This is a genomic window from Pseudomonas syringae, from assembly GCF_021606685.1.
GTDB lineage: Bacteria > Pseudomonadota > Gammaproteobacteria > Pseudomonadales > Pseudomonadaceae > Aquipseudomonas > Aquipseudomonas syringae_R.
The window spans coordinates 32,337-52,729 of the sequence record NZ_WKCB01000018.1 but is presented as its reverse complement, the minus strand read 5'-3'; the positions used below and the strand labels follow the sequence as shown (position 1 = coordinate 52,729).

Genomic DNA, 20,393 nt, shown 5'->3' with positions numbered 1-20,393 from the left:
CGCACGGCGTCAGTCAGCTGACTGAACTCACGAATTTAAGGCCGGGTGAGCAATGCGAATTTCGTTGGAACAACAAGTGGCCCTGGTGACGGGCGCCAGTTCCGGAATCGGAGCGGGTGCAGCCAAAGCCCTGGCGCAGGCCGGTGCGGCTGTGGTGCTCAATTACAACCGCCAGGGCGCACCGGCCCAGGCGTTGGCGGAGCAGATCAACGCCAGTGGCGGCCGTGCGATTGCCATCGGCGCCGACGTGTCGAAAGAGGCAGACGTCGAACGTCTGTTTGCGCAGACCCTCGACGCCTTCGGCCACCTCGACATTCTGGTGGCCAACTCCGGCCTGCAGAAGGACGCCGCGCTGGTCGACATGACCCTCGACGACTGGAACGCCGTGATCGGCGTCAACCTCACTGGTCAGTTCCTGTGCGCTCGCGAGGCGGTGCGCATTTTTACGCGCCAGGGCATCCGAGACGGCGTGTCCCGGGCTGCCGGCAAAATCATCCACATGAGTTCCGTGCATCAGTTGATCCCCTGGGCCGGGCACGTGAACTACGCGGCGTCCAAGGGCGGCGTGGAGATGCTGATGCGTAGCCTCGCCCAGGAGGTCAGCGAGCAGCGCATTCGTATCAACGGCATTGCGCCGGGGGCGATTCGTACCGCGATCAATCGCGCCGCCACCCAAGGGGCAGCGCAAGAGGAACTGCTGAAGTTGATCCCCTACGGCCGCATCGGCGATGTGGAAGACGTGGCCAACGCCGTGGTGTGGCTGGCCAGTGATGCCTCCGATTACGTAGTGGGCAGCACCTTGTTTATTGACGGCGGCATGAGCCTTTACCCGGAGTTTCGTGACAATGGTTGATTTGAATAACGAACAACAAAGCGCCATCGACGCCCACGGCATCATCGGCGATATGCGCAGTGCGGCACTGGTAAACGATAAAGGCAGCATCGATTTTTTCTGCTGGCCCGAGTTCGACAGCCCTTCAATCTTCTGCTCGCTGCTCGACACCCCGGGCGCCGGTATTTTCCAACTCACCCCGGACCTACCCAACGCGCGCCGCGAGCAGATCTACCTGCCCGACACCAATGTGCTGCAAACCCGCTGGCTGAGCGACGAAGCCGTGGTGGAGATCACCGACCTGCTGGTGATCAGCGAAGAGCCCGATGACCTGCCGCTGTTGATTCGCCGAGTCCGGGTGGTCAGCGGCACGGCCAACATTCAGCTGCGCTGCGCCGTGCGCCATGACTATGCACGCACGCCCACCGTCGCGGCCCTCGACAATGGCACGGTGTGCTTCACCGCCGAGGGTCAGCCCGGCATACGTTTGTCCGGCAGCCACCCGTTGCAGATCCACGAGCATGCCGCGACCGCCAGTTTCACCCTGACCCAGGAAGAAGGCGCCGAGTTCGTGCTCGGCGGCCAGGAGGATGAGCGGGTAGACAGCAGCTGCACCGACCTCGCGCTGGCCCATACCCTGAAGTTCTGGCGCGGCTGGATCGCACAGTCGAACTACCGCGGGCGCTGGCGCGAGATGGTCAACCGCTCGGCCCTGGCGCTCAAACTGCTGACCTCGCGCAAACACGGCGCAATCATCGCCGCGGCGACCTTCGGCCTGCCGGAAACCCCAGGAGGCGAGCGCAACTGGGACTACCGCTACACCTGGATCCGCGACGCTTCGTTTACCGTCTACGCGTTCATGCGTCTGGGCTTTATCGAAGAAGCTAACGCCTATATGCGCTGGCTCAAAGGCCGGGTCAGCGACTGCTGCGGCCAGGCGACCAAAATCAACATCCTGTACGGCGTCGATGGGCGTCAGGAACTGCCGGAAACCGAGCTCGACCACCTCAGCGGCCATGGCGGTGCCAAGCCTGTGCGCGTGGGCAATGAGGCCTTCGACCAGATCCAGCTGGACATCTATGGCGAGCTGATGGATGCGGTCTACCTGGTGAATAAATACGGCGAAGCCATCTCCCACGAAGGCTGGAAACACACGGTGGAAGTGGCTGACCAGGTCTGCGAGATCTGGAACCAGAAGGACGTAGGCATCTGGGAAATGCGCGGCGAACAGCATCACTTCCTGCATTCGCGGCTGATGTGCTGGGTGGCCCTGGACCGCGCGATCCGCCTCGCCTCCAAGCGTTCGTTGCCGGCGCCCTTTGCGCGCTGGGACCAGACGCGCCAGGCGATCTACGCCGACATCTGGAGCAACTTCTGGAACGAAGAACGCGGGCATTTTGTGCAGCATATCGGCAGCACCGCCCTCGACGGTTCCATGCTGCTGATGCCGTTGGTGCGCTTCGTCGCGGCGACCGACCCGCGCTGGCTCTCGACCCTGGAAGCCATCCAGAAAAGCCTGGTGCGCGACGGCATGGTCTACCGCTACCGCAACGACGACAGCCAGATCGACGGCCTGCAAGGCACCGAAGGCGCGTTCGCTGCGTGCTCCTTTTGGTACGTCGAATGCCTGGCCCGTGCCGGCCAAGTGGAGAAAGCCCACCTGGAATTCGAACAACTGCTGCGCTACGCCAACCCCTTGGGCCTGTACGCCGAAGAGTTCGACAGCCAGGCCCGCCACCTGGGCAACACGCCTCAGGCCCTGAGCCATTTGGCGCTGATCAGCGCAGCGACATTCCTGGACCGCAAGCTCAGCGGGGAGAAGACTACCTGGCAGCCGTGACCTTGAGCTAGACAAGTCAGCGCGTTGTCGTCAAAGACGGGGCGCTGCGTCACACCGTTCGGCTAGAGTTCCACCACCACTGGCCATCCGACAGGCGCCCACCATGACCGCACTGCTCTACGTACGCACCTCCATGCTCGACGTGGCCTATGAGGCCCACGGCCCCACCGACGGTACGCCGGTGATCCTGCTGCATGGCTTTCCCTATGACCCGCGCGCTTACGACGCCATCGCCCCGGTGCTGGCCGCGCGCGGTTGCCGAGTACTGCTGCCGTACTTGCGCGGGTATGGCCCTACGCGGTTTATCAATGAGCAGGTCATGCGCTCGGGCCAACAGGCGGCGCTGGCCAAGGATTTGCTGGACTTCATGGATGCCCTGTCGATCCCGCAGGCCACGCTGGCGGGGTACGACTGGGGCGGACGCGCCGCGTGCATCGTCGCGGCGCTGTGGCCGCAGCGGGTGCGCGGGCTGGTGACCGGGGATGGCTACAACATCCAGGACATCGCCAAATCCCTCAAGCCGCGCGCGCCGGAAACCGAGCATCGGCTGTGGTACCAGTTCTACTTCCACACCCAGCGTGGCGTGGACGGGCTCACAGCCAACCGCCGTGAGCTGTGCGAATTGCTCTGGTCACTGTGGTCACCAAGCTGGGCCGAGGGACCGAGCCTGTATGGGCAGACCGCGCCGTCGTTCGATAACCCGGACTTTGTCGAAGTGGTGATTCACTCCTATCGTCACCGCTTCATGTACGCCCTCGGCGAACCGGCGCTGGAAGCCATCGAGCAGGCCTTGGCGCAGCAACCGCCGATTTCGGTGCCGAGCATTTCGCTATGTGGCGCCGATGATGGCGTGGGCCCGCCACCGCAAGAGGATGACGATGTGGAACACTTCAGCGGCGTTTACCGGCGCCAGGTGTTGCCCGGCGTGGGCCACAATATTCCCCAGGAAGCGCCGCAGGTGACGACGACAGCGATCATCGAACTGCTCGAGCGGCCCTGACGCCAGTCACCTCGGTCGCATCAGGTGCCATCAGCAGGATCGTCAACCGGCTGCGCAGGTCGTGGCAGACGACGGCCACCCGCCCCGTTCAGGCCGGTTGGCAGAACCGCTCGCGGTAGGCCTGGGGGGTGACTTCCAAGGCACGCAGAAAACTGCGGCGCAGTGTCTCTTCAGAGCCAAAGCCGCATTGCACGGCGATGCGCTTGATCGAGGCACTGCTGTCGGCCAGTTGCCGGCGCGCGGTTTCAACACGGATCAGTTCGACCGCGCGTGCCGGGGTCTGGCCGGTTTCGGCGCGGTAGTGGCGCACGAAACTGCGTTCGCTCATACCGGCCTGGGCGGCCAGGGTTGCAATGTTGAGGTCCAGGGTGAGGTGCTCTGCGACCCAGGCGTGCAGTTCGGCAAAGCGGCTGCCGCCCTTTTGCAGGGCCAGGGTCACGCTGAATTGCGATTGGCCGCCGGGGCGCTTGAGGAACACCACCAGGTGCCGCGCCACTTCCAGGGCCACGGCGCGACCCAGGTCTTCTTCGACCAGGGCCAGGCACAGGTCGATACCGGCGGTGACACCGGCGGACGTCCACACCGCGCCTTGCTGGATAAAGATCGGGTTGGACTCCACGGTCAGCGCCGGAAATTTGCGCGCCAGTTCGTCGCAGCGGGTCCAGTGAGTAGCCACGCGACAACCATCGAGCAGGCCGCTGGCCGCCAATAAAAAGGCGCCGGTGCACACCGAGGTCATGCGCCGGGTGTGCCGGGCCTTTTCGCGCACCCAGTCCACCAACCCCAGGTCGTCGGCAGCGCCGTACACGCCCCAGCCACCGGCGATCACCAGGGTGTCGCACGGCGTGTCGGCAGCCGGCAACGGTTGCGCCACCAGCGCCAGCCCGGCGGAGGTCATCACCGGCGCCGTCTGGTCGGCGATCACATTGACAGCGTAGGGCAGCGGCTCACCGCGTTGGCGCGCCAGGTCATTGGCCGAGGCAAAGACCTGCAACGGGCCGGTCACGTCGAGCACCTGGGCATTGTCGAAAGCGAGTACGTGGATGATTCTCGGCATGATTGGCGTGATTCGTGGGTTCAATGGCGTATTCGCCAAAGCCTAGGCCTCTAGAGTGAAGTCGTCCACCCCTTTATCGGAGCTTCATTCATGACCTTGCAGATCGGCTTTCTGTTGTTCCCCGGCATTCAGCAACTGGACCTCACCGGCCCCTATGACGTGCTGGGCTCGCTGCCGGATGTGAAGCTGCACCTGGTGTGGAAAGACCTCGCGCCGGTCACCTCCAGCACGGGCCTGGTGTTCACCCCGACCATGACCTACGCCGACTGCCCGCCCCTGGATGTGGTCTGCGTGCCCGGCGGCGGTGGCGTCGGGGCGTTGATGGAAGACGTGCACACCCTCGACTTCCTCAAGGCCCAGGCGCAGACCGCGCGCTACGTGACCTCGGTGTGCACCGGCTCGCTGGTACTCGGTGCGGCGGGCTTGCTGCGCGGCCGCAAGGCCACCACCCACTGGGCCTACCACGACATGCTCGCCCCGCTCGGCGCCATCCCGGTGCAGGAACGCGTGGTGCGCGACGGCAACCTGCTGACCGGTGGCGGGATCACGGCGGGCATCGACTTCGCACTGACCCTGGCAGCCGAGTTGTACAGCGAAGCGGCGGCGCAGTTGGTGCAGTTGCAGATCGAATACGCGCCGGCCCCGCCGTTCGACTCGGGCCGCCCGGACACCGCGCCCAACGCAGTACTGGAGGAAGCCCGCAAGCGCACCGTCGAGTCGCGCAAAACCCGCGCTGAAATTGTCGCGCGCGCGGCTGCACGCCTGGGCTGATGCCGACGCCACGCTGTCGAAGTGCAGCGTGGCAGTCAACCGCAACAATTTGTTCGATAAAACTTACTACAGCACCGTCGAAACAGCCTCAAGAGGCAACTTTCAGGCCGCGCCGGGAAATTTTACGGTGCATTTGAAAGGCAACTTCTGATCCGGCGAAACCCTTGCTGGCAGGGCACTTAGTGCGCCCTGCCACACCCTGTTTGTCCCCCTTTCCCGCGCCCTTTCGAAAAAGGTTTTTCCTTTAAGCAGGAAAAATTTGGTATTTGTTCCTACACTCAAAAAACACACCCATTTACCCAGTGTCTGGACAAGGAAAGTCAATAAAATGTCAAAAAATAGTCCGATTAACCTGTCTAGCATGCCACTTCCGCACCATCGTCAATTCATTGACTAACACATAAAGGAAACACTCCTTTAGTCACTACCCCGCAAATTCCCTTCAACTGTATAGCCGGGTTTGAAGTCTGCAGTTGGATTGATAGTTGCGTATTACCCAGAGTAGTCGTGGTTCGACACCTGTTCTAAAGCGGCCTGCTGCTTTATTGAACAGCCCTTCGAACAACAGCGTCTGGAGTGCAATGAGGGATGTTTTATGCGAGAAAAGTCGTCCGTCGACAGCCTGTTTTTAACGCGCGCCGGTTTTGTTGAGTTCTTTGTTGTTTTCGTCAAGTTTATCCATGGCCTGAGCGCCATTCTGCCGCCACTGGTCCTGGTGATTTTCATCGACCCGATGGACCCTGAGCTGCGTGCCCATTTTCTAGGGCTGCTGGTGTTTTTTGCGGTCCTGACCATCATTCTGTTCCAGGCCCTGGGTATCTATTCCGAGGAGCTGTTCAGCAACCGCCTGCGCCTGAAAACCAAGATCAAGGCCTGGTCGGCGGCGTTTTGCATCCTGCTGTTCATGTACCAGATCCTGCAGTTTTTCCCGCAATTGACCCCACGCAACCTGGTGACCTGGTACTTCGCCAGCCTGCTGCTGTTCTGCCTTGAGCGCCTGATGATGCTGCGCCTGTACCGCAAGCTGATGCGCGCCGGCAAATACCTGCAGCGCACGGTGATCCTGGGCTTTACCGACACCGCCATGCACGTCGCCGACCACTTGCAACGCAATGGCGACATCCGCTCCGGCCTGATCGGTTTTATCGACGACCGCACCGAGCGTATCCCCAAGGAACTGAGCAACCTGCCCTTGCTGGGCAACACCCGCGACCTGGAGAAACTGATCCGCGCCGAGCAAGTCAACCAGGTGATGATCTGCCTGCCCTGGGCCGCCGAGCAGCGCATCCACGGCCTGGTAAACCGCCTGCGGCAGATGTCGGTGAACGTGATGCTTGTGCCCGACATGGCCGCCCTGCGCTACGGCCACAGCAAGATCACCGACGTGGGCGGCATCCTGATGTTCAACACCTCGCAACTGCCACTGCGCGGCTGGTCGCCGGTGATCAAGCGCTGCGAAGACTTGCTGCTCGCCAGCCTGGCGCTGGTGTGCCTGTCACCGGTGATGCTGATCACGGCGATTGCGATCAAGCTCGACTCCAAGGGCCCGATCCTGTTTCGTCAGAACCGCTTCGGCTACAACGACAACGAGATCCGCGTGTTCAAGTTCCGCTCGATGTACACCGACCAGAGCGACTTCACCGCCGAACGCCAGACCACCCGGGAGGACCCGCGCATCACCCGCGTGGGCCGCATCATCCGCAAGACCAGCATCGACGAGCTGCCACAGCTGTTCAACGTGCTGTTGGGCAACATGTCCATGGTCGGCCCGCGCCCGCATGCCACCGCGACCAAGGCCGCCGGCGTGCCGTTCGAAATGGCGGTGAGCGAGTACAGCTCACGCCACCGGGTGAAACCGGGCATCACCGGCTGGGCGCAAATCAATGGTTACCGGGGTGAAACCGACACCCTGTTCAAGATCCAGAAACGTGTCGAATACGACCTGGAATACATCTCCAAGTGGTCGGTGTGGTTTGACTTGTACATCGTCTTCATGACGGTCCCAGCCGTCCTTTCCACCAAGGAAGTCTATTGATGAATACCCTCAACGGATTGATTCCCTGCATCATTTCCGGTGGTTCGGGCACTCGGCTGTGGCCGGTGTCGCGGCAGAATATGCCCAAGCCGTTCATGCGCATGCGCGACGGCCAGAGCCTGCTGCAAAAGACCTTCCAGCGCGCCGCCAAGTTGCCCGGGGTGGAAAGCGTGTTGACGGTGACCAACCGTGACCTGTTGTTTCGCACCCTGGATGACTACCGCCTGGTCAACAAGGCCCACCTGCCCCTGGACCTGCTGCTGGAACCGTTCGGGCGCAACACCGCGGCGGCGATTGCCGTGGCGGCGCTGCACGTGCAGGAGCATTTCGGCGACGCCGCGCAACTGCTGGTGATGCCTGCCGACCATTTGATCCTCAATGAAGTGGCATTCGCCGAGGCCGTGACCCAGGCCCGCGACCTGGCCGAAGCCGGCTACCTGGTGACGTTCGGCATCCAGCCCGACCACCCGGAAACCGGCTTTGGCTATATCGAACAAGGCGAGCCGCTGAGCCACGGCAACCGGGTCAAACGCTTCGTCGAGAAACCCGACCTGGCGACTGCCCAAGCCTACCTAGACGGCGGCAAACACCTGTGGAACGCCGGCATGTTCTGCTTCAAGGCCAGCACCCTGGTGGAGGAACTCGGCGCCCACGCCCCCGACGTGCTGAGCGCCGCCCGCGCCGCGCTGGAGCACAGCCAGAGCCTGCAGAACAAAACCTCGCGCCAGCGAGAACTGGATTCGGAGGCATTCGGCAGTGCGCCGGACATTTCCATCGACGTGGCGCTGATGGAAAAGTCCAAACAAGTCGCCGTGGTGCCCTGCGACATCGGCTGGAGCGACATCGGTTCCTGGGAAGCCCTGCGCCAGCTCACGCCCAGCGATGCGCACGGCAACCAGGTCAACGGCGAAGCCATTCTGCATGACGTGCACAACTGCTACATCGACTCGCCCAAACGCGTGTTGGGCGCCGTGGGCGTGCGCGACCTGATCATCGTCGACACCCCTGACGCACTGCTGATCGCCGACGCCCACCGCAGCCAGGATGTGCGCTACATCGTTGCCGAACTCAAGCGCCAGAACCACCCGGCGTACAGCCTGCACCGCACCGTCACCCGGCCGTGGGGCACCTACACCGTGCTGGAGGAAAGCAGCCGTTTCAAAATCAAGCGCATCGTGGTCAAGCCCCAGGCATCGCTGTCGTTGCAGATGCACCACCACCGCAGCGAACACTGGGTGGTGGTCAGCGGCGCCGCGCAGATCACCAACGGCGAGCGCGAATTCCTGATCAACGCCAACGAGTCCACCTACATCCCGGCCGGGCACAAACACCGCCTGACCAACCCCGGCATCATCGACCTGGTGATGATCGAGGTGCAGAGCGGCGAGTACCTGGGCGAGGACGACATCGTGCGCTTTGACGATATCTACGGGCGCGCCCCGGCCGACGTGAAGAGGTGACATGCGTACGTCCCTGATCATCCCCACCCGTAACGCATCCAGCCACCTGGCACGCCTGCTGCCGGCGCTGAAGATGCAAACCCTGCAACCGGACGAGATGCTGGTGGTGGACAGCGCCTCCAGCGACGACACCGTGGCGCGCTTTCGTGAGTTCGGTGCGCGCGTCGAAGTGATCGACGCGCGTGACTTCAACCACGGCGGCACGCGGCGCTGGGCCAGCGAACAGGTGGGGGGCGACGCGCTCATCGTCATGACCCAGGACGCCATCCCCGCCACCCCCGACACCTTCGCCAACCTGCTCGATGAATTGCAGCAGGACCCGCTCAACGGCGTGGCCTACGGTCGCCAGCTGCCGCACCCGGATGCCGGTGTGCTGGGCGCGCAATCGCGGCACTTCAACTACCCGCCACACAGCCGCAGCAAGAGCCTGGCCGATGCGCCGGAACTGGGGATCAAGACGTGCTTCAGCTCCGATTCGTTTTCGGTGTACCGGCGCAGCGCGTTGCAGGCGGTGGGAGGCTTCCCGGCCGACGTGATCGGCAGCGAAGACGCCTACGTGGCCGCGCGCATGCTGCTGGACGGCTACAAGGTGCGCTACGCCGCCACGGCGCAGGTGCATCACTCCCACGATTACGCGCTTATGGATGAGTTTCACCGCTACTTCGACATCGGCGTGTTCTACGGTCGCGAGCCGTGGATCAAGCAGGCGTTTGGCGACGCAGGGGGCGAAGGCAAGCGCTATGTGCTGGCCGAACTCGCGGCCCTGCGCAAGGCCGGTGCCTTGCACCGGGTGCCCGAAGTGCTGGTGCGCAGTGCCTTCAAATTGCTCGGCTACCGGCTGGGCCATCTTGAGCGTCGTTTGCCGCTGTCCCTCAAGCGGCGCATCAGCATGTTTCCCGGTTATTGGAGGTGAGCAGCATGACCCACAGGAAATCCCACTTAATGAAAAAAACCGTGCTCGCTCTGGCCATGCTGGCCCTGGCCGCCTGCAATACCCCGGCACGCATCGTGTCACCGGACAGCCAGGCCGTCGAAGACGGCAAGCGCGCCCTCGAGCAGCTCGCCCAGTTGCCGCCGGCGGTGGAACGCATCCGCGTCGGCGACCAGTTGCGTATCGTGCGCGATGCGGGCGAGATGCCGACGCTGTCGGCGTTCAACGTCAGCACCATCTACGAGCTGACGCTGTACACGGTGCAAACCGACGGCAAGATCAACTACCCGTTCCTCGGCCCAATCCAGGTTGCCGGGCGCCAGCCCTCGGACCTGGCCACGGAGCTGACCGGCAAGCTCGCGCAGACGTACCGCGAGCCGCGCGTGACGGTGAACATCAACCAGGCACCGGCAAATTCGGTGATCGTCGGCGGCGCGGTGAACAACCCGACGGCGGTGCAGATCGCCACGGCCAACACCCTGGAACAGGCGATTCTCGGTGCCGGCGGGGTCAACCCGGCGGGCGATGCGAGCATGGTCGCGCTGCTGCGCGAAGACGCCCAGGGCGCCTATCACGCTTACTTCCTGGACTTCAGCCAACTCCTCAAGACCGGCGCCAACGGCCGCAAACCCGTGCGCCTGCAACGCGGCGATGTGGTGTTCGTGCCCAAATCCAACGTCGGCGAGCGCATCCAGGGAGTGGACACCTACATGAACCAACTGATCCCGTTTACCAAGTCCATTGGGGTTGGCTACAACTACACCCGAACCAGCGGCGGCAATAACTGAAGGAGCGACATCCATGATCGAGATCCGTTCTTTTCGTGATCTTCTGCGCTTGTTTTTCATCTTCCGGCATGAATTCAAACTGGCGGCCATTGCCGCGCTGGTGATCATTCTGCTGGGCGCCTTTCTGCTGCCGGCCAAGTACGAATCCACCGCGCGCCTGCTGGTGAAGCCGGGCCGCGACTCGACCCTGCCTATCGAGATCAGCAACCGCCAGGCGCTGGTGATGCCCAGCACCCAGCGCGACCCGATTGTCGACGAAGAGCGCTTGCTGACCGGTCGCCCGATCGTGCGGGCGGTGGCCGAGCATTACCTGGAGGTGATCAACAACGCGCCGCCGCCCGAAGGCTTCTTCAAACGCGTCAAGCACGCCGTCAAAAGCGGCGTGGGCGCGGTATTCGACGGCCTGCGCGTGGTACTGGAAACCGTTGGCGTGGTGGAAAAAACCACCCCGGTGGAGCGCCTGGCCGCGGCCCTGGAGAAGAGTTTTGAGGTGAGCCACGCCGCCGGCTCCACGGTCATGGACATCAGCTTTACCTGGGGCGACCCGGAAATTGCCCAGGCGGTGGTCAAAAATTGGGTCGAGACGTACATCAACGAACGCACCCAGGCCTTGGGGCGCAAGAGCCTGTATGCCTTCTATGAAGGCCAGGCGGCAAACAGCGCCACCGAGATCAAGAGCTACAAGGAACAGATCCTCACGCACTTGAACCAGATCGGCGCGGCGAGCATCACCGACCGCCTGGAAGATTTGTCCGAGCGCATCAACGTGCTGCGTGGCGAGGTGTTCAACACCACGCGGCTGATCGCCTCGTCCGACAGCGCGATCCAGAGCACCCGTAACCAACTCAAGGGCCAGCCCAAGGAAGTGACCACGGTGCGCCAGATCGCGCTGAACCCGCAGCAGCAGGATTTACGTCGCCTGCTCAACCAGAAGCTGCTGGAAAAAGCCGACATGATGCGCACCTACACCGACAACGCGCCGCCGGTCAAAGCCCTGGATGCGTCGATCCGCGCGATGCAGGGCATGGTCGCCAGCGAGGCCAACACCGTGCAGGCCTCGGAGAACCGTGCGCCGAACACCCTGGAAATCCACTTGCAGCGCGTGCTGCTGGATGAGACGAGCAATAACCTGGCGCTGCGCACCCAACTGGTTCAGCAGCAGAAGCAACTGGTGAACCTGGAGGACCAACGCAAGGAATCCCTGGAGATCGAACCGGAACTGGCGCGCCTTTCCCGCGAGTTGAACACCACCGAGCGCAACTACGCGCTGTACGTGGACAACCTGGAAAAATCGCGCATCGACCGTGAGCTGGATAACAGCCAGATCAGTAACATTGCGGTGATCGAAGAAGCCACCCTGAACCCGGGCCGCATCTTCCCCAAAACCCTGGTGATGCTGGTGTTGGCGATCCCGTTTGCGATCGTCGTCGGCCTGCTGGTGATCTACCTGTGCTACCTGCTCGACCAGCGTATCCACGACGGCGGCCTGGTGGAACGCAAGTTCGGCCTGCCGCTGTGGACCACCCTGCCGGAGCTGGACACCACCACCGCGCAAAGCACCAACGCTTTCCACGCGAGCATCTACCGGCTGTACAGCCTGTTGCAGCCGGCGCGAATCGCCGAACAGGGCCTGGTGCTGGGGCTGACTTCGGCGCGGCATGGCGAAGGCGTCACCTTTGTGGTGGAACAGCTGCGCCAGTTGTTGCGCGAAAACGGCATCAACGTGCGGGTCGGCGGGCTTGAAGCGGCAGCACCGGGCGAAGTGGTCCTGCTGGACGCCTCGGCCCTGCTGGATAACCGCGATGCGTTTATCACCCTGCGCCGCGCCGACCTGATCGGGCTGGTGGTGGAGGCGCGCAAAAGTACCGTGCCGGTGGTGGAGCATGCGCTGTCGATCCTCAACACCGCGTTCGGCAAGGTGGACGGCATCATCATCAACCGTCGCAAGTTCGAAGTGCCAGGCAAAGTGCTGCACACCATCGGTAAATACCGGGGGGCGTTCTGATGCGTATCGCCCTGCTCGCGCCTTTGCCGCCGGAAAAAAACGGCATCGCCGACTACGCGAACCATTTCCGTACGGCGCTGGAGCAACTGGGCGTGACAGTGGTAACGCCGTTGGCCGGTGTGGCGGGCAACAGCGAGGCAATCAAGCAGGCAATCGCCGGCTTCAACTGGCAGGCCGTGGACGTGGTCCACGCCGAGCTGGGCGGTGGGCGCCTGGGCGAGTTCCTGGCCCTGCGCGAACTGCGCAAGGCCTACTCGCACCTGCCGCTGACCGCCACCGTGCACGACCCCGAACGCATGGTGTGGCGACGTGAGCACCTGCCGTTCCCGCTGAACCTGCTGGAGCGTTTGCCCAGCCCCATGCCCCAAGCGGCGGTGGTGCTGGCCGACCCGCTGACCTTGCGGGAAGAGCGCCAAGTCGCGGCGGGTTTGACGCGCATGGTCACCCTCACCCGCCTCGGCGCCGATTGCCTGAGCCAGCGCATGCAGGTGCCGGCGGGCAAGGTCGCGGTGATCAACCACGCCAACCTGGCGATTCCGCAGGCCGACTTGCCGTCGCTGGAGACGCTGCGCCTGCTGTACTTCGGGTTTATCTACCGGGGCAAAGGCATCGAAGACCTGGTGCAGGCCCTGGCGCAGGTGTTCAAGCAAGCCCCGGAGTTGCGCGGCCGTGTCCGCCTGACCCTGGCCGGCGGCACCGCTGCGGAAATGGCCTTCGGTGCCGGCGGCAATTACCTGGAACAGTTGAACAGCCAGATCGCCGAACTCGGCCTGAGCGACGCCATCGACTGGCGCTTGAACCTGCCAGCCGACGAGATTGCCCAGACCATCCAGGCCCACCATGTGATGGTGCTGCCTTACCGTGAATCGAAAAAACTCGGCCTGCTCGGGCGCCAGCGTGGCACCAGTGGGGCGTTGTCCTGGGCCGCGGCGTGCGGGCGCGGGGCGATTACGTCGGATGCGCGCGCGTTTGCCGAAGAGGTTGCCAGCGGCAACGGCGCCATCTACCCCCAAGGCGATGTGGCCGCGCTCAGCGAACAACTGCTGCGCCTGGCGCGCAACCCTGTGCTAGCCCGGGACTGGGCCGAACGCGCCGGGGAAATCGGGCGCGAACGCCTGTGGCCGTTGACCGCGCAGAAATTCGCCGAGCTGTTCGGCGAGGCCATCGCAGGAGCCCGCCATGGCGCGTAAACGCACCTACCTGGCGACGCTCGCAGTGATTGCGATCGTGGGTCTTGGCGCCTTTATCTGGGGGCGCCAGGCCGACGCCGAGAACCACGTGCTCAAGGGCAGCAAGGTGGTGGTCTGGAAAGACTTCCTGGGGGTGAACGCGCAGTTCCTGTGGTTCAGCCCCCAGCGTTATCAACTGCAGATCGACCGCCTCAAGGCACTGGGCCTGGAGTGGGTACGCCTGGACCTGCATTGGGATCAACTGGAACCGGCGGAACACCAGTATCAGGTCGCAACGCTTGACCAGTTGGTCGGCAAGCTGCAAGACAATCAACTCAAGTCGGTGTTCTACCTGGTGGGTTCGGCGCCCTTCGCCACCACCGCGCCGGTGGGTGCGCCCTACCAGGACCAGTACCCACCCAAGGACCCGAACGTGTTTGCCAACCGCATGGCGCTGCTGGCCCAGCGTTACCCCAGTGTCGACGCCTGGCAGGTCTGGAACGAACCGAACCTGCTGGGCTTCTGGCGCCCGGTGGCAGACCCGGCCGGTTTTGCCGCGCTGCTCAGCGCCAGCGCCGGGGCCTTGCGTGCTGTGGCCCCGAGCAAACCAGTGGTCGCCGCCGGCATGGCGTTCTTCAGTGAAATGCCCAACGGCCAGACAATGTTCGACGCCCTCGGCGCGCTTGGCGTGGCCAGCCTGAACACGGTGATTGCCTATCACCCCTACACCCAACTGCCCGAAGGCAACGACCCGGCCAACCTGGACTTTATCGCCAAGACCAACGCCCTCAACCAGGCCCTGCGCAACGGCGGCGTGAACACCCTGTGGAGCACCGAATGGGGCTGGTCGACCTACCCCGGCCCCAAGGACGCCCAGGACCTCATCACCGAGCAAACCCAGGCCGATTACATTGTGCGGCGCGTGGCGCTGATGAGTGCGATGGATTTCGACCGGATCTTCCTGTTTACCCTGAGCGACCTGGACCAGCGCGCCAGCGTGCGTGACCAGTTCTATGGCCTGCTCGACATCGACGCCAACCCCAAGCCGGCCTACACCGCGCTGAAAAACTTCCTCGACGTCAGCGGGCCCCAACTGACCCCCGGCGACCCACCCGTCGCCGACCAGTTGCCCGATGGTTTGTTCAGCATCGGCTGGACCCGTGCCGATGGGCGCAAAGTCTGGTTTTTCTGGGCGGCCGAGGGCGGCAACGCACACCTGCCCGGCGTGGCCAGTGCCACCGTGTACGACCCGCTGCGCGGCACGCAAACCCCGGTAAGCGGTACCAACGGCCTGACCGTGACGGTCAAGCCGAACCTGCAAATTCTGTTATGGGACTGAGGCCTGCCATGCGCATTCTATGGATCCTGCCGTACTCGCCCTGGCCCGCCACCAGCGGCGGCAAGACGCGCCAGTTCCACCTGTTGCGCAGCCTGGCGGCGCGCGGGCACCGGATCACCCTACTGCTGCATGACAAGCACCCGGTGTCGCTCGCCGACCGCCAGGTGCTGGAGGCGGTTGTCGAGCAGTTGATCATCCTGCCGCGCCGCCCGCTGCGCAGCGTCACCACCCTGCTGGCCGGGCTGTTTGCGCCTTACCCGCTGCTGGCCAGTGTGAATGGCCTGTCGGGGCAGTTGCAGGACACGTTCAACTGGTTGCTGGGCGAGTACTGGGACGTGGTGCAGATCGAGCACAGCTACAGCTTCCAGCCCTACGAAGAGGCGCTGGCGCGCAAAGCCCAACCGTTCGTGCTGACCGAACACAATGTGGAATCGGCCCTCGGCGCCGCCACCTACGACCGTTTGCCGAACTGGTCATTGCCGTTTATCCGCTACGACCAATGGCGCTATGCGCGCTGGGAACAACGGGTGATGCGCAAGGCCAAGCAGGTGGTGGCGGTGACCGACAGCGACGCCAAGGTGTTGGCAAAAATTGCCGGCAAACCGGTGCACGTGGTGGTCAATGGGGTGGACTGCGACCACTTCGCCGCGGCCCGCCCCGACCCGTCGACCCGCCGCGTGCTGTTTCTGGGCAACTATGAATATGCGCCGAACGTGGATGCCATCGAGTGGGCCCTGGATGAAATCCTGCCCAAGGTCTGGGCGCGCTGCCCGGATGCGCGCATGAGCGTGTGCGGCTTCGGCATGCCGACCAGTTGGCGCGAACGCTGGCCGGACCCGCGTATCGAATGGCAAGGCTTTGTGCCCAACCTGTTGGACCTGCAGTCGAGCTGCTCGGTGTTTCTGGCGCCGTTGCGCCATGGCGGTGGTTCCAAGCTCAAGGTACTTGAAGCCCTGGCCGCCGGCCTGCCGTTGGCGAGTACCGAGCAAGGCGTCTCGGGGCTGGACCTGGTGGAAGGCCTGGACTACCTCGGCGGCCAGACCGCCGCCGAGCTGGCGGACGCGGTGATACGCCTGTTGCAGTTCCCCGACGCTGCCGCCCCCATGGGGGACGCGGGCCGCGCCTACGTGCGCCGCGCCCATGACTGGAGCGTCGCCGCCGGCCAGCTGGAGCAGGTGTACGCCAGCCTGGTGCCGCTCAACCAAAAGGAGCCCGCATGCGTATAGGCCTGGATTACCGCACCGTCGGCACCTCGCCGCAATCAGGCATCAGCCGCCAGGTGTATGCCCTGGAAAGCGCCCTGCAGACGTTGCCAGGCATCGAGCTTGAGCGCTTTACCGTGGCGCCCCTGGGTGATGAAACGCGCTTGCAGGCCCATTGCCCGGACTGGGGCTGTGCCAAGACGGCCATGCACCAGCCGCAGAACCGGCTGCGCTTCGAGGCCGGTTTTTTGCCACGGGCACTGCGTGAACAGCACATCGATCTGTACATCAGCACCTTCAATATGGGCCTGCCGTTGCCGCCCAAGCCCAAGGGCTTGCGCACGGTGGTGCTGCTGCATGACCTGTTCCAGATCACGTTGGACAACTACCACGCCAACCGCCTCAAAGCGCTGATCTACAAGACCAGCGATCGCTTGTCGATTGCCTACGCGGTGCACAGTGCCGACCGCGTGTGGACGCCGTCGCAGTACAGCGCCGATGAAACTGCGCGACTGTTTCCCAACGCCGCGGGCAAGGTTCGCGTGCTGCCCAACCAGGTCGACAGCTTTATCGAGCTGGCGGCAGACCTCTCCACACGCCAACTGCCGCCGCGTTACTGGCTGCTGGTGGGCACCCGCGAGCTGCGCAAGAACGTACCGTTTCTGGTGGACGCCTGGCAGCAGGCGCGCCGCCAATCGCCCCACGTGCCTGAACTGGTGCTGGTGGGCAGCCTGGACCATCTGCCGCCTGCTCAGCGCATCCTGCCGGGGATTCGCGCGCTGAGCGGTGTCTCGGATGCCGAGTTGCACGCGCTGTACCGTCACGCCGCGCGCCTGTGGCAGCCGTCCTACGCTGAAGGCTTCGGGTTGCCGGTGATTGAAGCGCTGAGCGTCGGTACACCGGTCGCCGTGGCCAGCGGCACCTCGCTGGATGAAATCACCCCGCCGTCGGCGCCACGCTTTTCGCCCACCGACGGCCCGGCGCTGGTGCAGTTGATGCTTAACCTGAGCGAGCGGCCCGATGAAGAATCCCCCGAGCAACGGCGCCAGTGGGCCGAACGTTTCAACCACCACGCCTATCGCCGGCGCCTCGCCGAACTGATCGAGGAACTCACGTGAGAGTGAACCTGGCAAGCCTCGTCCCGATCCTTCTTGGCCTGCTGTTTGGTGCGCTGGCCCTGCTGCTGTCACCGGCCAAGGCGTTCCTCGCCGTGGTTGGCCTGGCGGGTGCCGTGACCATCCTGCGTTTTCCGTTCTGGGGCCTGTTGCTGTTTGCCTTTGTGGCGACGTTCATGCCGTTTTCCACGGTCAACCTGGGCATCCGCAGTACGGTCAGTGAGGCAATCCTGGCGCTGACCTGGGGCGCGATTTTGTGGCGCAGCTTGCTGGCAAGCCTGCCTGACGCACCGCGCCTGGCGCAACGCCCCACCGACCAGATGCTGCTGTGGCTGATGCTGTTCAGCGTGTTCCCGTTCATTGTCGGCCAAGTGACCATTCACGCCGACACCAGCGGCGTGGCCAACTGGCTGCGCTGGCTGCTCAACCTCTCAGGGGTGTTCATCGCCGCGCGACTACTGGTCGACCAAAAGCACCGCGAAAGCCTGGTGATCGCCCTGCTGCTGGGCACCCTGGCAATGCTGGTGCTGTCGATCGGGGTGTTTGTGCGCACACGCTCCGGGGCCGGTATTGCGCCGATCCTGGGGATGTTCAACTACGCCAACTTCGACATGTTGAAATTCGGCCTGGAGGCCATGTCGTCGCGCATGGGCTCGCCCTGGACCCACCCGAATGCCATCGGCGGGATCATGGCACTGCTGCTGCCCCTGGCGTTCTGCTTCGGCATGACCGAGCAGGGCTGGAAGCGCGCCTTGGGCCTGGGCGTGGCCTGCCTGGGTGCGGCTGCACTGCTGCTGGCCAGCAGCCGCGGGGCGATGGTCAGCCTCGCACTGGTGCTGATGTGGATGGCCACGCGTCGCGTGCCCTACACCGGCCGCCTGTTGATGATCGGCGCCGCGCTGACGGTGGCCCTGGTGATCGCCTACCCACCGCTGCAGGAGCGCCTGGCGACGATTTTCTCCTCGAACAACGCCAGTACCGAGGTGCGGTTTGACGAATACCGCATGTTCCCCCAGGCCGTGGCGGCCTACCCGCTCGGCATCGGCTTCAAGGTCGACCCGCCGGTGCCGGGCACGCAATTGCTGGGGATCTCCAACCTGTGGCTGAACTACATCTACAAGATCGGCCTGGTCGGCATGCTGTTTTTTGTTGCGGTGACCGTGCGCTGGTGGCGCGAAGCCCGGCCGGAAAAAGGCCCGATCCGCCTGACCAAGGACAACGCTCTTTGGCTGGGCACCACCGGCGGGATTCTGTCGGCGCTGGTCAGTGGCCTGTTTGACCACTACTTCAGCTTTGCGGTGGTGATGGTGGCGCTGTTCTGGCTGATGGTCGGCATCAATGTGCTGGAGGCGCGCCGGTTGTTTCCGGCGCGCCTGCCGCAGGTAAAGCACGTGGCGTCTCACAAACCGCTGCTTGATGGCGCGAAACCCTGATGCTGGGCTCCGCCGCCTGGCTGACCCTGGCGACCCTGCTGGGCCTGTGCCTGGGGTTTGCCCGCGAATGGTTACTGGTGGCGGCCTGGGGCGCCGGGGAACGCAGTGATGCGTTCCTGATCGCGCTGTTTTTGCCTGAGGCGCTGCGCATGTCGCTCGCCGGCGGGGTCCTGAGCGCCGCCGCGCTGCCGCTGTACCTGGCCCGCAAGGACGGTGCGCGCCTGGACTGGCTGGCGGTGTTGTTTCCGGCATTGATGCTGATTGCGCTGGTCACCAGCCTGGTGCTGACGCTGTTGGCGCCCTGGCTGGTGCAACTGCTTGGCCCGGGGTTGGCGGACAGCGCCACGGCCCTGGCCGCCAGCAATTTGCAGATCGTCGCCTGGTGCGTGCCGGGCTTGATCCTGCATGCGCTGTTCAGTATTCCGTTGCAGGCCAGCGAGCGTTTTGTGCTGGCCGGGTTGGGCTCGCTGCTGTTCAACCTGCCGCCGGTGACCTACCTCGCCCTCGCTGGCACCGCGACCCAGCCTCACTCGCTGGCCCTGGCGTGCCTGACCGGTAGCCTGCTGATGCCGTTGGCGCTGTTGCCGTCGATCTGGCGCCAAGGCTGGCGGCCTTGGCGCTGGCAGCTGTCGTTGGCGCCGCTGCGCGAGTTGGGCCAGCGCATCGGCCCGTTGCTACTGAGCAATGGTGCCAGCCAGGGCTTGGCATTGATCGAGCGCCTGGTGGCGTCGCTGCTCGGTGAGGGTGCGGTGACCTGGGTGAACCTGGCGCGCAAGCTGATGAACCTGCCGCTGATTGCACTGATGAGCCTCAACCAGGTGCTGCTGGGCATGATGAGCCGGCGCCAGGGCGATGAGCGCCTGGCCTTGCTCAAGCGAGGCCTGGAAACCGCCAGCCTGCTGACCCTGCCCGCCGGGGTCGGCCTGGTGGCTGCGGCGCCGAGCCTGGTAGCGCTGTTGTTGCCCGCGCAGTCGGCGGATTCGCCTTTGCCGCTGTTGCTCGCGTGGTTCGCCGTGCCGTTGGTGTTCGGCGCCTGGAACGCCTTGCTCGCGCGTTACGCCTACGCCGCCGGTGACACGCGCCAACCGTTGCGCTGCGAATTGCTTGGCAGCCTGGTCAATGTGCTGCTGCTGGGCGCCCTGCCCTTTGTGTTCGGCCTGGCCGGCATCCCCCTGGCCGCACTGGCCGGGGTGATCTGCACCGCGCTGCTGTTGATGCAGCGCCAGGCGCTGCTCGGTGCGCTGCCCTGGGCCAGGCACTGGTTGCTCAGCGCCGGGGTGATGGGCGTGGCCGCGCTGCTGCTGTTTCGCATTGACGGCGTGTGGCTGCAACTGGGGCTGAGCACCCTGGCCGGCGCCGTGGTGTTGCTCGGGATGGGGCTGTGGCTCAAGCCGTGGCGCAAGGCATGAATGATCG

At 64.2% G+C, this 20,393-nt stretch carries 16 protein-coding genes; 15 read left to right on the top strand and 1 reads right to left on the bottom strand.

Going from position 1 to position 20,393, the window contains the following annotated elements:
* Positions 1–52: 52 nt before the first annotated feature.
* From GIW02_RS09890 to GIW02_RS09880, 3 genes are all read left to right on the top strand, one after another.
* Positions 53–853, top strand: coding sequence for a glucose 1-dehydrogenase (locus tag GIW02_RS09890; protein WP_236411647.1), 801 nt, complete (start codon positions 53–55; stop codon positions 851–853).
* Positions 846–2,672 (top strand): glycoside hydrolase family 15 protein, encoded by a 1,827-nt coding sequence (locus GIW02_RS09885; RefSeq protein ID WP_236411645.1) that lies wholly within the window; start codon positions 846–848, stop codon positions 2,670–2,672. The genes GIW02_RS09890 and GIW02_RS09885 overlap by 8 nt, the downstream gene beginning before the upstream one ends.
* 103 nt (positions 2,673–2,775) lie before the next feature.
* Entirely contained in the window at positions 2,776–3,672 is an 897-nt protein-coding gene (locus tag GIW02_RS09880; protein WP_236411643.1) for an alpha/beta fold hydrolase, read from the top strand.
* An 88-nt stretch (positions 3,673–3,760) separates the two neighbouring features.
* Here the strand turns inward: GIW02_RS09880 and GIW02_RS09875 are convergent, their stop codons facing one another.
* Positions 3,761–4,729, bottom strand: a complete 969-nt coding sequence (locus tag GIW02_RS09875) for a GlxA family transcriptional regulator (RefSeq protein WP_236411641.1) — start codon at positions 4,727–4,729, stop codon at positions 3,761–3,763.
* Between the two features lie 90 nt (positions 4,730–4,819).
* Between GIW02_RS09875 and inhA the strand changes: the two genes are divergently transcribed.
* The 12 genes from inhA to murJ all read left to right on the top strand — a co-directional run bounded on the left by inhA (position 4,820) and on the right by murJ (position 20,386).
* A complete protein-coding gene (inhA, locus tag GIW02_RS09870) occupies positions 4,820–5,500 on the top strand; it encodes an isonitrile hydratase (RefSeq protein WP_236411639.1) in 681 nt (226 codons plus the stop codon).
* Positions 5,501–6,095: 595 nt separating this feature from the next.
* Entirely contained in the window at positions 6,096–7,535 is a 1,440-nt protein-coding gene (locus GIW02_RS09865) for an undecaprenyl-phosphate glucose phosphotransferase (protein ID WP_236411637.1), read from the top strand.
* On the top strand, positions 7,535–8,995 hold the full coding sequence (locus GIW02_RS09860; protein ID WP_236411634.1) for a mannose-1-phosphate guanylyltransferase/mannose-6-phosphate isomerase: 1,461 nt from the start codon (positions 7,535–7,537) through the stop codon (positions 8,993–8,995). The genes GIW02_RS09865 and GIW02_RS09860 overlap by 1 nt, the downstream gene beginning before the upstream one ends.
* Before the next feature lies 1 nt (position 8,996).
* On the top strand, positions 8,997–9,908 hold the full coding sequence (locus GIW02_RS09855) for a glycosyltransferase (protein WP_236411632.1): 912 nt from the start codon (positions 8,997–8,999) through the stop codon (positions 9,906–9,908).
* Between the two features lie 29 nt (positions 9,909–9,937).
* Complete coding sequence (locus GIW02_RS09850; RefSeq protein WP_236411631.1) at positions 9,938–10,714, top strand: polysaccharide biosynthesis/export family protein; 777 nt, start codon at positions 9,938–9,940, stop codon at positions 10,712–10,714.
* A 13-nt stretch (positions 10,715–10,727) separates the two neighbouring features.
* Positions 10,728–12,719 (top strand): exopolysaccharide transport family protein, encoded by a 1,992-nt coding sequence (locus GIW02_RS09845; protein ID WP_236411629.1) that lies wholly within the window; start codon positions 10,728–10,730, stop codon positions 12,717–12,719.
* Positions 12,719–13,909, top strand: a complete 1,191-nt coding sequence (locus GIW02_RS09840) for a glycosyltransferase (protein WP_236411627.1) — start codon at positions 12,719–12,721, stop codon at positions 13,907–13,909. Before GIW02_RS09845 ends, GIW02_RS09840 begins: the two co-directional genes overlap by 1 nt.
* A complete protein-coding gene (locus tag GIW02_RS09835; RefSeq protein WP_236411625.1) occupies positions 13,899–15,227 on the top strand; it encodes a GH39 family glycosyl hydrolase in 1,329 nt (442 codons plus the stop codon). Before GIW02_RS09840 ends, GIW02_RS09835 begins: the two co-directional genes overlap by 11 nt.
* A gap of 8 nt (positions 15,228–15,235) precedes the next feature.
* Positions 15,236–16,453, top strand: a complete 1,218-nt coding sequence (locus tag GIW02_RS09830; RefSeq protein WP_236411624.1) for a glycosyltransferase family 4 protein — start codon at positions 15,236–15,238, stop codon at positions 16,451–16,453.
* Positions 16,444–17,547: a glycosyltransferase family 4 protein gene (locus GIW02_RS09825; RefSeq protein ID WP_236411622.1), complete on the top strand. Its 1,104-nt coding sequence runs from the start codon at positions 16,444–16,446 to the stop codon at positions 17,545–17,547. Before GIW02_RS09830 ends, GIW02_RS09825 begins: the two co-directional genes overlap by 10 nt.
* Before the next feature lie 2 nt (positions 17,548–17,549).
* Complete coding sequence (locus GIW02_RS09820; RefSeq protein WP_236421844.1) at positions 17,550–18,977, top strand: O-antigen ligase family protein; 1,428 nt, start codon at positions 17,550–17,552, stop codon at positions 18,975–18,977.
* Complete coding sequence (gene murJ / locus GIW02_RS09815) at positions 18,977–20,386, top strand: murein biosynthesis integral membrane protein MurJ (protein ID WP_236419032.1); 1,410 nt, start codon at positions 18,977–18,979, stop codon at positions 20,384–20,386. Before GIW02_RS09820 ends, murJ begins: the two co-directional genes overlap by 1 nt.
* The last annotated feature ends 7 nt before the right edge of the window (positions 20,387–20,393 follow it).